Raw genomic sequence first — 12,315 nt, forward strand, 5'->3', positions numbered from 1 at the left:
CTGTTTGTCATGCGATTTTCAAGGTACAACTATATCTGAAATGCGTTACCGCAATTCATTCACAAAATCTCCATTTTAGACTTGACTTTTAATAGTTAGTCTTTCTTTTAAAATAACTTCTCGGAATCTTCAACCTTGATTTTATAAGGCTTTCCGACCCCTATCTCAAAAAAATCACCCACTTTTTTTCAATAAACGCTTGACAAATCGCTCAAAATTTGCGACGAAGCCGATTGATTATATTTTATTTCCATCGACTGGAGGCGATTTCTTTGTTACCTTGTAATCCTGGCGGCCATGCCGCTTATCAGGATACTTTCGTATCCGATTTCCTTAAGTTTTATCCTAATCCCTTCGTGCTTCCTTAAAGTACCTGGGATTATATCGTGCAGTTCTGGTATCTTGATTTTTCCCTCACGGATTCCATTATGCAAGAATGTTACTCTGTTTTTGGCCCCACTCCACGACTCCCTTCCTGTATGCTGCGCTCTTACCTGCTTGCTTTGAAACTGAAAGTGACTTCTATCACAGTCTGGTGCCGCATGCTCAGGGAAACTCCTCTTTATGCTATCCTCAGTGGTTTCTCTTTCGGGAATACTCCCGGTGTCGGAACTTTTTATGATTTCTTTTCCCGCATCTGGCAGGCTGACTCCAACAACCATTCCCCCAAAGACCGTTTCCCTAAAGTGAAACCACCTAAGGGGAAAAAGAAAGGCGATAAAACTCCCTGCGATTCTTCCAGTACTGCATCTAAACTTCTTCCTTTGCTGGAACGCCGGAAATTCAAACCGGGAAATCCATTTTCCCTTGTTTTCCGGCTTTATCACCAACAGTTTCTGTCGGTTTCCTGCTCTAAAGGCCTCATTGATCCAGACCATCTGGCTCTTGCCGGTGATGGCACTCCTGTCCGTACTGCCGCGCAGCAGCGCAAAACGTGTACCTGCGATTGCAAGGAAAAAGGCTGTTCTTCCTGTAACTGTAAACGCCATTATTCTCAGCCGGACTGCAGCTGGGGCTGGGACTCCCATCGGGAATGCTATTTCTTCGGTTACCACCTCTACATGTTCGTGGCGTCCGATTCCCATAGTGACCTCCCTGTATTCCCTCTTTTGGAACGTGCTTCCCGCCATGACATGCTTTCTTTTCTCCATTCCTTTTTCACTATGAAAGCATATCTTCCGGAATTCCGTATTGAAAAGCTCCTTCTGAATTCCGCTCATGACGCTTATGCTGTCTATGAATACTGCAGACGGGAACATATCACACCGTTTATTGACCTCAATCCCGGTCATACCGGACATTTCACTTATAAGGACGATTTCACCATTGATAAGGACAGTGTCCCAATCTGTAAGATGGGCTTACGTATGCACAAGGATGGATATGAGGCTGCCAAGCATCGGGCGAAATACCGATGTCCAAAAGCAAACCGAAAACGTGGCTGCTTCTGTGAACATCCCTGTTCACCGGCGAAATACGGAAGGACCGTACACATCTTTACCGATGACAATCCAAGGTTATTTAACATACCGCCAAGGGACAGTAATGCATGGGAGAAGGAATATGACGGAAGAACTTCCGTGGAACGCTCAAACAAGCGTGAGAAGGAGGACTATAAATTAGAAGACGGCAGGCACCGCTCTACGAAGATGTGGTACTGCCGCCTCTACGGCATCATGATGCTGCAACATCATGATGCCTGGGAAATGCCATCAATCGAGGCATTTCAAAAATCATTATTAGGATTAACCGCCTAATAATGATATCTTAAACGACTCCATAAGATTTTTCAAGGCATAGCACCCCCTATGTCCAATGTTTATGTCCATTTCTCATAAATTTCTTTTCCTGCACGATATTCAGTTGTCAAGTTTCGGTTGGAATCTCATTCATTGAGATTCCGAGAAGTTATTAAATAATCTCTCGGAATCTTTAAGCCAGGTGAGTAAAACCAAGGCTTTCAGATTCCTTTATATTAAAATCCCCCTCTTTTTTGCCAAAAACACTTGACAAATCGCCTGAAATTTGCGGCGCAACCGATTGAATATCCTTTAATTCTTTCGACTGGGGGCGATTTTCTGTTCCGGATGCCATGCCTTATTACCTTTACTGCCGAAAAAACATATCCAGCCTTTCATCAACTTGAATGCGAAATGGGGAATCAAAATAGAATACAAGGATGATTTTACCATTGGTAAAGATGGAGTCCCAATCTGCTGAGCCGGAAATATGTCTGTTCCTGTAGCCAGCTCTGCTCCAACTCCAGATACAGCCGGACAGTTCATCTGGCCATAAAAGATAACCCGCGGCTCATCAACTTCCCGTCTCATGACAGCAAGGAATGGAAACTGGAATTTAATGCCCAAACATCCGTAAAACGTTCCAACAAACATGAGGAAATAAACTTTTAAATAGAAAACGGCAGACACCGCTCTACTAAGATGTGGTACTGCCGCCTCTATCACATGAAGATGTTGCAACATCTTCATGCATGGAATCTCCCCTTCCAATCACCCCTACAAAAGTTGATTTTGTAAGCGATATAATTCATGATTCTTATATCGCATTTTTGCAGACATAGCGACAGTTACGTCCATTTTAGCATGTCTATTTTTTCACTTTTGGGATAATATTTACTTGTCAAAGTCCAGTGCCGCCGATAGCTGGCTATGATCACTCAGGATTGCGAGAGATCATAGTATACTTTTTTCTTCTCTCTTCCTTTTCATCCCTTTTGATTTGTAATTTTGCACTAAGTAGTCTATATTTCTATAGCAAAAGCATACAATATCACCAATTTGAATTCAATACGCAATAATAAGAAATGCACTATAGTGAACAAAAATCGGACAAAAATGTAAATACATTCCTTTCATCAAAATATTAGATAATATTTTATTATTAGTTTCATTTTTTCTTAATCTAATTTTTCATCTTACAATTTTTCCATAAAAGTGGAGCAGAGGGCCAACCATTAGTTGATTAGCCGGCCTCTTACACCACCTAGTATACCGTTCGGTAGTAGGCGTTCTTTAGTTTTCACAAACTACTAGATAATAGTGAAACATAGATGTATATCCAAGTTTGGCTATTCTTTCATCTGTGAGTACTGTTTCAAGCACCTTTGCTATTCTCCAGTACCTACTTCTACTATTGACAAGTTTTATTGTTCTCCAGTGTTCGAGTTTCAAATTTCTTAGAATACGATAGCGTGTTCTTTCTTTTTTCCACTGTTTTAGTATGTTTTCCGTATTCTTCGTCTTGGCCATTTGTCCACTCTTACGGGTAACCCTGGAATTGTCAAGAAAAGTGTAGTCGTTAAACTCACTAAATTCTTTCAATGTCTACGCTGCAAGAGGTTTCTCCTGCAGTGTGCGATATACCACAGGCGGATATCCGCCTGGGTTAGATGTATAAACTCTCATTCGATTGTAATAAGTAAACACATATCGAAAAATGATTGTCTTTACTGCATCCCGTTTCATTTTGTAAGTAGGGATCCGATAGAGAAGTTCCTTTTTCAGAGTTGCAAAAAAGCTTTCCATTCTGGAATTATCATAACAGTGATTCACTCCGCTCAGGCTTTGTTTCACTCCCGCGTTGGATAATGCTGCTCTGAATGCTTGGCTGGTATACTGGCTCCCTCGGTCAGAATGAAGGATACAGCCGTCAAGCTTGTAGCGCTTTGTAACAGCATGAAAAGTATCGATACATAATTCCTTTTTCATATTGTCTCTCATGATCAAGGAAAGAATCTCTCCGTTATAACAATCCAGAATTGGAGAGATATACAGTTTTCCATCCCGGCAAGGTATCTGCGAAATATCAGTTAACAACTTTTTTAATGGCTGAGATGCTGAAAAATCCTGCTTGATCAAATTTTCCTGTTCTTGGATTTCAGTTGTTGCATGTGTAAGTCCTTTTGGTTTACGATGAGGTTTATGCAGCCATCCATGTTCCCGCATAATACGGGTAATACGGCGAATTCCTGCCTTGAGCCCTTTTTGCAGAAGTGCTAACTGCATACGGGATACGCCATAATTGTCATTATACGGAGATTCGTTCAGAATGGACTGTATTGCTGCCGAAAGAACGGTATCTTTTCTAGGTTTACCGAGGTTTCTACGATATTTATAGTAACCGGAAACACTGACACAAAGGATTCTGCACATCAGTTTCACAGTCCATTTACCATGATGTTTTTCGAAAATGAACTGATAACGCTGATGGGCTCTTATTTCTTTCGGCGTTGTGGGAAAAAACCAAGTGCCTCCTGCAGAATCTCATTGGAATGTTTGAGTTCTGCATTTTCCTTTTCCAGTTCCCGGATACGCTGTTCTGCAGGATCTGCAGACATCCGTTTATGACCACTGCCACAATATAAATCAGCTCCGTATTTTTTTCGGTTGTTACGCCATCCAGACAGTGTGTAATATGGTATACCTAATTGAGCGGCTGCCGCTTTTAATCCGATTTCGTCGGAGAGTTTCAGTGCTTCTTCTTTAAATGATTTGTCGTATTGCATTTTTCTCACCTTCCTATATATTGATAATATCATAGATTTGGTGAGTTTTACGACTCTACTTAAATGCTACCACTCCAAATTATATACAGAAAAAGCATCTGACATTTTCGCCAGATGCTTCATAAAATAATATTTAATTATAAATAACAGCGCCACGGTTTGCCATGGCGCTGTTATTTATTACTTTCTACTTCTCTTTTCCTTATCTGCGTTTCTTCCAAGCCACAAGTGCTGCTGCCATTGCCATAACCGCAACTGCTGCCGCTGCCATTGGATCTGCGCTGTCTCCTGTTTTTGCAGATTTTGCTGTATTGTTTGTATTTGCATTGTCTGTATTTGTTGTCGCAGTTGTTCCTGATGCATTTGCCTGCTTGTCTGCTGTTGCTTTTGTTGTATCTGTATCTTGTTCTCCGGCTTTTGCTCCTTCGGATACTGGTACCAGTTTTGCAACCGCATCTTTCAAGTTTTCTTCTGCTGCTGTCACTGCCATCTGGTCTGCAGTTTCGTCAGCAAATACTTCCTGCGCTTTTGCAAGCGCTGTTCTCATCGCTCCAAAGCTTTCTGCCTCATATGCATCTTCGGAAAGTGCAGATGCCTCATTGATCAAGCTCTCAAGAGCACTCTTATCCGGTTTCAGTCTTAAGTTCGCCATTGCCTCAAGAAGACCTCTCCATGCCTGGTTTACTTCCTCCTGCATTGCATCTCCATCTGCCAAAGTCTCTCTTGCAGCTGCAAGTGCATCTGTAAATGCCTGTTTTCCGTCGTCCAGGTAGGAATCTAATCTTCCCTCAATGTCTGCTGCCAGTGCAACTACTTTTTCAAGATCTGATTTGTCTCCCTGTTTGAAGGAAAGATACTGCATTACTTTGATCAGGTTCTGCCAGCATGTATCCACATCTGCCTGTGTGATTCCTGTAACGCCTGCGTTTACATCTGCAAGCATCCGTTCTGCATCCGCAAGTGCTTGTTCAAAAGCTGCTTTCACAGAGTCGATCACACCTTCTGTGTCTGCACTCTTTGCAAGGTCAATTGCATATTCCAGAATGGCTGTGGAAAGTTCTACCTCTTCTGCCGAGGACTTCAATGTCAATTCAAATTTATCGATATTCCATCCGCCGCCCACTACGTTAAGACGTACTGTGTATTCACCTGTTTCTGCAAATTCTACCAGACCTCCATCAAAATGCTGCCAGTTCTGCCATCCACCTGTACCTTGCAATGTAGTTGTTCCACATGGTGTTCCGTTTACAACAAACTCCACTCCATCTATCGGGGAGTTTCCATTTGCAGCAATGACATAACCCAGTGCATAGGTTCCTGCTTTTGGAATATTAACCTTATATTCCATCCAGTCACCAGTGTCAATGTATGCTACATAAGTCGGAGGATCATCCTCAAACTGTGTACCGCTCTCGGCTGTATAATCCTCTGCCTCCACTGTCACAATATTGATTGCAACATCGAAACTGATCTCTTTGTTGTCGAATTTTGGAAGTTTACCAATGACTGTATAGTAACCGGCAAAATCTTCATCTTCTGTGCATTCATTCCATACAACCGGTGTTTCACTTACCACACCTTTTACTTCCACTTCCAATGTGTCCGGCAGACTTTCCATCAGCTCTGTGATAGAGTTTGCTGTTTTCGGGAATTCTGTACGGATGATCACTGGTTCTCCGTTATCTTTTACAGAGAAGTTATCCAATACCTGTCCACGTTCAATGCGCACGATATAGTCTGTCTTATCGCCTGTTGCAAATGTAAATTTGCTGTGTCCTGCTGCAAAGTCCTTGCTCAATACCTGATCGGAGCTGTCAGTTTCAGACTGTACATATACTTTGCCGCTTCCAAGTGTATCAAATTCCATTTCATACTCACGGTTTGGCAAAAGGCGCATAGTCGCTGGGCTTGTGCGAACTGTCACATCTCCCTGTCCATAATGTCCATATAATTTCAATGACCAGTCTCCTGAAATCGTATCGGTTGTATATGGAAGGTGGGTCTCGGAAAGATGCGGTACACCGTCTGCGGAGCGCTCTGGGTTAAAGATTCCGTATGCACCCTGTTCAATGTACTCAAATGTCTCATTTGCCACATATCCTTCCGGAAGATCCGGCTCTTTTGTCTCCACAATACGGGTTTCCATAAAGGTTGCTTTGCCTGCCTCATTGTCACATGCATCTGCAGAAAATTTGACAACTGCTACTGTCTCTCCTTCTGGCTGTACAAAGTCTACCCACATTTTCTGGACCATTTTTCCTTTTGCATAGTTGTCAAAGTACTGATTGCTCATGATCACCTGATCAATATAATTTTCATGTGTCTGTCCATCCGGTGTCTCAACCGTGATGCGTGCTGTCTTTCCGTTCTCTGCTCCCACGAATGCTACAACGCGGTATTTCTGTCCAGGTACCAGTCCTTCCATTGTCTGAGATACTGCACCTTCTTTTGTTCCGCCGATCGTCAGGATAGATACACCGTTTCCATCGTCGTTAAACTGAATGTCAGCGTCCCCGCTCTTGTTCCAGATAGAGAAATCGCGGCTGTTAAATCCAGTATCCTTCATTGGACTTCCAACACTCCACTCTGTGTTGTCCGCTTTTGCCTCTCCTGGGTAAACCACATATGGAGTTTTTGCGTCTGCGTTGATTGTTACCTGTCCATCCACAACATCAATGGTATCAACCAATGTCTTGCCATTTTGTGTTGTTTTATAAAGATATACATTGCTTAAATCTGACCAGCTCTTTGGCAGTGCCCATGTTGTTTCTCCGCCATTGCTGTTCCAGTGGTAGATTTTTGCTGCCTCGTCCGGATTCTGTGTCTTACTGTCCTCATCGTACCAAGGAATGAAGATCTTGCCCTGGCCGTCTGTGATTTTATTTCCATCTTTTGTGATGATCCAGTTTCCGGATGTCACATTACCTGAAAATGTTGCAGAATCATTTGTCTGTTTCAACACATCGTGGCACATCAAATATTTTTGTGGCAGCTGGTTTGTGTAGAACTGTTCTACCAATGAATTGATATTGTTGTTGTGCTGCCAGGACATCATAGATACCGCACGATTATATCCGCCCCAGTAAATGGAACTTGACGGATAGATATCCTTCTGTGTGTTATATACAAACTGATGAATTCCGTTTGTACTTGTTCCGCCTGTGCTGTGAACCCATACGCCAAAACGGTTCAAGTCCGGAGCATTCTCTGTCCCAAACATTTCCGCACCATTCCTGAGCATATTTCCGACAAGTTTTAATTCTTCCCATCGGTCTCCTTCCCAGCAGTCGATATAAACAAAATCCAGGTCAGGAGTCTGGTCAAACAACTTATCCAGTCTTGCATCAAATGTTCCTTCCAGCATATCCACTTCACGGCGGATGTATTTTGACTGATCCATCCATCTCCAGCCATTCAAACCGGATATTACATGGTCGTTATACATTTTTGCCTCAGGATATGCCTCCGCATTGTTGATATGGATACCAAAATCAGAATGGATCTTGTCTGCCTCTGCAATGGCAACATTCATATCCTTTGCTCCTCCGGCACGCTTGTTGACATCCTCATAATCCGCATGTCCGGAATCATATCCTTCGTTCGCGTATCCTTTAAATACAAGATTCTGTCCAAATCCATCCATATAGTTGGAAAGACGTTTCATGTTGTCTGCAACTTTTAAGAATGGCTGCTGTGCACCGCTGGCAAAATTGTAACCAACGTGGAAGAAACGGCGTGCCGCCTCATCGCCTCCTGGGATCGCATCTTTTGTCAGTTTTTTCAGTGCATTTCCACCGTCCTGCCAATCCATCTGATTGTCGCCGTTTGTATCCTCTGTGATTGCAACGCGGCTGTACAGATTCTGTTCATCCGGCTCAGCTACGAATGGAAGTACCTTCTCGTCATCCAGTCCGCGGTACATAAACTCATTGTTCCAGAAACCTGCGGAAACTTCGCCATTCGGAAGTTCAAATGCACCGTACAGATATTCATCTCCATCCAGATATACGTTGTTGAAAACAGCTGCGGATAATTCATCTGTTGTAATGATCGGAATATTTACTGCATATGGCGCTGTCAGGGAAATATCCTTGTCCGCGATTGTCTTGTGGATGTCCTGTACACCCCAGTTTCCAGGTCCTTTGAAGATCCAGCTTGCATCCAGTTTTGCACCTGGCTGTGCACTGTTTGCTGAAATCATCGGCTGTTTTGGAAATCCTACAGAGTACAAAAGTTCGTCTTTTGGCTCCTGAACATTTGTGATGAGCATCTCCAGGATCTGATCCTCTTTTACGTTGAATACCACATCAAACGTAATTTTGCTTTTTTCCGGATCCGGAGTCACATGATAAGTTATGGAGTCCTCTGTCTGATTTGTAATCTCAGCTGTCGCCTTCATATTGACCGTGTTGATCGTCACATAGTTATGGCGAAGTTCAGCGCCATTCATTGTCTTTCCATTCAGTTCATAATTTGCAACTCTTGGGAAGTTCTCATCCAGATTTACAGTCAATCCATCTTTTGTGATCTTTGTTGTCTTGCGTTCTCCCGTCTCTTCCTGGAAAGGTTTTACTTCGCGGAATACAACCTTTTTCACAAGGATGTCGCCTTCTGTTCCATCCATCATGATACCCATGTTTCCAGGAACTGCTTCTGCCTGTTCCACACCTGCTGTATGTACAAACTGGTCATCCATCCATATAGTCATGGAATCATCCTCAAAACGTTCCTTGATCTTGTAATCCTTTACTCCATCACGGGAAAGCAGTACGTCTCCATCCATCAAAAGCTCTTTGGATGCCCCGTCACTGTTTGTAAACGCCCACACTGGCTGGCTGCTGACATATCCCTGCACAGAAACATTCTGCCATGACTTGTTAATTTGATCAGCACGGAAAAGACATCCAAAACCATGTGCTTTCGTATCCTTTGTCCAATTGTCATGAAGGAATTCAAATGTCACTTCGATTTCTCCGTTGACTGCAATAGGCGCCTGCTCATTAATCAGGAAATTACGTCCTGTCACGCGCATTCCATCTTCCTGCAGTTCAAAAGTTCCATCGCCTTCCAGGCTCTTCCACATGTCAATACCCTGATCCGGTGTCCAGACATATTCCACCTCTTCATATGGATCGTACTTCATCACATGCAATGTGGCAGTACTTCCCTTTGCAAATTCAACCTGCAGCCGGAAACTGTTCTCCATAGATGCAATGTATTCTTTTTTCAGAACCAGCGCACCTTCTGCTACAGTATAGTCCTGTCCTTCCACCAGTTTATGATCCCCATTTAAAATGGCAGAAATGCTGTCTCCATTTCCAAACTGTACCGGTACGGATACATCTTCTTTTCCCCATTCATCCTTTGGAATCTGCGCAACACTTTTTCCAAGGTCTGAGTTTACAATCTCTTTACGCTCAATATTATCGATTTTGATCTTTTTTCCGCCTCTCCAAATACGAAATCCCCAGGAACTTTCCTCAAGTCCGATCGGGCTTTCAAAGGCAGTTAATTTTTCTTCCTTGCCATCCTTTGTGACATACACCGTAATATTGCTGTCGACCGTCTCCATTCTTAAATGGTATGTTTTGTTGTACTCAAAATTTACGCCTGCAAGGTTGCTGACTCCTGCATAGGTTTCCACACCATCTCTCCGGCCCGTGCGCTCCAGGCCTGTCCCATTGGTGATAGCAAATCCTTCATAGTTTTTACCGTCCGTTGCTCTTGGAGCCAGCGCTGTGGCGATCCAGTTTCCATCCTCGGAATCTGTAAAGGTAATATCGTATTCCAGGGAACTGTTTTTATAGTACGGTTCATCACTGTCATACACGACCCAGCCCTGGTTTCCGGTATCTCTTACAATTTTTCCATAATCGATCGTCACGCCGTTTCCGTCTTCATCCGGCACGATCCAGCCATCCTGAAGTTCCATGTTGGTGGTCTCACTCTGCCTTTGGAGCACCCAGCCGTCCGCATCCGTTTTTCTCTCTTCATATACTGCGGACTCTTTTGCAAGTGTCTGCACCGGTACCATTGTCACTGCCATGGCTCCGGCCAAACATACTGCCATCATTTTTGAGTAAAAATTCTTTTTCACGATTCTTCCTCCTTCCATACTATTCCTTGCTAAATACACGTTTGTGGTATGGCCTTTTCTTTCCCTCCTTTCTTTTCGCCTATTTTTGCCAGTATACGTGGTACTATCAGTATACAACTTTCACTTTTTTACTCCATCCACATTATCGCCCTTTTTTTATACTATTTGGTTTTGTTCAAAACTTGTTATATTTTCAAAAACACATTGACAAATATCTATGTATTCTATATACTATCACAGGGATATCAATCTATGTGGGGTGAGAGATTATATGGATGAAAAGAAAATAGCGGGAATCTTTAAAGCATTTTGCGATGAAAACCGTATTAAAATAATAAAGCTGCTTCGTACTGGCGAAAAATGCGCCTGTAAACTATTGGAAGAAATCAATGTTACACAGCCTACGCTTTCTCATCATATGAAAATTCTTTGTGATTCCGGGATTGTCATTGGCCGCAAAGAAGGAAAATGGATGTATTACTCCATTTCAGAAAAAGGCGTAAAACAAGCCGAAGAATGTTTGCAGGCCCTCACATCATTTGCTATAGAATGTAAAAACAAGTCGTGTCATGAAAAGTAATTGAAGAAAATACTTTTTGACACGACTTACATTAAAGATTTTAAATAGATATATTTCAATATGACTATATGAGAGGAGTTCTTTATGGAAACAGTAAAAACAACATGGGATTTTTTTCAGACTGAAGTTTTAGGGATGGGCTGGCTTAATCGGCTTGTCGCATTCATTTTAAATGCCTGCGGTCTGGATACCTCAAGCAGAATCGGCGGCAGCATTCAATTTTTCATCTATGATACGATTAAGATCATGATACTGCTCGGCGTTTTAATCTTGATCATTTCCTATATCCAAAGTTATTTCCCGCCAGAAAGGACCAAACGGATACTTGGCAGATTTCAAGGTATTTGGGCAAATATCATCGCCGCCTTACTTGGTACGGTGACTCCTTTTTGTTCCTGCTCGTCGATTCCGTTATTTATCGGATTTACAAGCGCAGGTCTGCCGCTCGGTGTTACATTCTCTTTTTTGATTTCTTCGCCAATGGTTGACCTGGGAAGCCTTGTTTTGCTGATGAGTATTTTCGGTTGGAAAGTTGCTGTCCTATATGTGATATTGGGTTTGATCATTGCCGTTATAGGAGGCACATTGATTGAAAAATTACGCCTTGATGATCAGGTAGAAGAATATATCCGAATTGGTCACGACATGGATGTTCCACAAGAAGAACTCCATTTCAAAGACCGTCTAAGATATGCGTGGGAACAGGTTATCCAAACCGTAAAAAAAGTTACCCCATACATTCTCATCGGTGTAGGAATCGGTGCAATCATTCACAACTGGATTCCGGAACATTTTATTGTAAACTCACTTGGCGACAACAATCCGTTTGGTGTAATTCTTGCCACGCTCGTGGGCATTCCGATGTATGCGGATATTTTCGGTACAATCCCTATCGCAGAAGCATTATTGTCAAAAGGCGCTCTACTCGGTGTTGTCTTGTCCTTCATGATGGCAGTGACTACATTGTCCCTTCCTTCCATGATCATGCTGCGCAAGGCAGTGAAACCAAAACTACTGGGCATTTTTATTGCAATCTGTACAGGCGGGATCGTCATTGTGGGATATTTCTTCAATGTAATGCAATATTGGATCGTTTAAAATTCAGGAGATTAT

Annotated in this window: 8 protein-coding genes; 3 read left to right on the forward strand and 5 right to left on the reverse strand. The window is 42.6% G+C overall.

Annotated elements, in window-relative coordinates:
* Positions 1-275 precede the first annotated feature (275 nt).
* Complete coding sequence (locus B5F18_RS12765; RefSeq protein ID WP_242955860.1) at positions 276-1,292, reverse strand: hypothetical protein; 1,017 nt, start codon at positions 1,290-1,292, stop codon at positions 276-278.
* A gap of 75 nt (positions 1,293-1,367) precedes the next feature.
* Here B5F18_RS12765 and B5F18_RS12770 point away from each other — a divergent pair, with 75 nt between their 5' ends.
* Entirely contained in the window at positions 1,368-1,757 is a 390-nt protein-coding gene (locus B5F18_RS12770) for a hypothetical protein (RefSeq protein ID WP_162607588.1), read from the forward strand.
* 294 nt (positions 1,758-2,051) lie between these two features.
* Here the strand turns inward: B5F18_RS12770 and B5F18_RS12525 are convergent, their stop codons facing one another.
* From B5F18_RS12525 to B5F18_RS11330, 4 genes are all read right to left on the reverse strand, one after another.
* Positions 2,052-2,489, reverse strand: a complete 438-nt coding sequence (locus B5F18_RS12525; protein WP_087157763.1) for a hypothetical protein — start codon at positions 2,487-2,489, stop codon at positions 2,052-2,054.
* Positions 2,490-3,344: 855 nt separating this feature from the next.
* Entirely contained in the window at positions 3,345-4,238 is an 894-nt protein-coding gene (locus tag B5F18_RS11320) for an IS3 family transposase (protein WP_143468424.1), read from the reverse strand.
* Positions 4,235-4,525 (reverse strand): transposase, encoded by a 291-nt coding sequence (locus tag B5F18_RS11325; protein ID WP_087157765.1) that lies wholly within the window; start codon positions 4,523-4,525, stop codon positions 4,235-4,237. The genes B5F18_RS11320 and B5F18_RS11325 overlap by 4 nt, the downstream gene beginning before the upstream one ends.
* A gap of 202 nt (positions 4,526-4,727) precedes the next feature.
* Positions 4,728-10,622 (reverse strand): endo-alpha-N-acetylgalactosaminidase family protein, encoded by a 5,895-nt coding sequence (locus B5F18_RS11330; protein WP_162607589.1) that lies wholly within the window; start codon positions 10,620-10,622, stop codon positions 4,728-4,730.
* Positions 10,623-10,893: 271 nt separating this feature from the next.
* On the opposite strand from B5F18_RS11330, the gene B5F18_RS11335 reads away from it, so the two are divergent.
* Together B5F18_RS11335 and B5F18_RS11340 are read left to right on the forward strand one after the other, a co-directional pair.
* A complete protein-coding gene (locus B5F18_RS11335; protein ID WP_087157767.1) occupies positions 10,894-11,202 on the forward strand; it encodes an ArsR/SmtB family transcription factor in 309 nt (102 codons plus the stop codon).
* Positions 11,203-11,286: 84 nt separating this feature from the next.
* Positions 11,287-12,300, forward strand: a complete 1,014-nt coding sequence (locus tag B5F18_RS11340) for a permease (RefSeq protein ID WP_087157768.1) — start codon at positions 11,287-11,289, stop codon at positions 12,298-12,300.
* Positions 12,301-12,315 lie beyond the last annotated feature (15 nt).

Source organism: Lachnoclostridium sp. An181, assembly GCF_002160325.1.
Lineage (GTDB): Bacteria > Bacillota > Clostridia > Lachnospirales > Lachnospiraceae > An181.

Bases quoted from the DNA above. Each gene is read 5' to 3' on its own strand.
- B5F18_RS12765 (WP_242955860.1), bottom strand. From the start codon at position 1,292: ATGACCGGGATTGAGGTCAATAAACGGTGTGATATGTTCCCGTCTGCA.
- B5F18_RS12770 (WP_162607588.1), top strand. From the start codon at position 1,368: ATGCACAAGGATGGATATGAGGCTGCCAAGCATCGGGCGAAATACCGA.
- B5F18_RS12525 (WP_087157763.1), bottom strand. From the start codon at position 2,489: ATGAAGATGTTGCAACATCTTCATGTGATAGAGGCGGCAGTACCACAT.
- B5F18_RS11325 (WP_087157765.1), bottom strand. From the start codon at position 4,525: ATGCAATACGACAAATCATTTAAAGAAGAAGCACTGAAACTCTCCGAC.
- B5F18_RS11335 (WP_087157767.1), top strand. From the start codon at position 10,894: ATGGATGAAAAGAAAATAGCGGGAATCTTTAAAGCATTTTGCGATGAA.
- B5F18_RS11340 (WP_087157768.1), top strand. From the start codon at position 11,287: ATGGAAACAGTAAAAACAACATGGGATTTTTTTCAGACTGAAGTTTTA.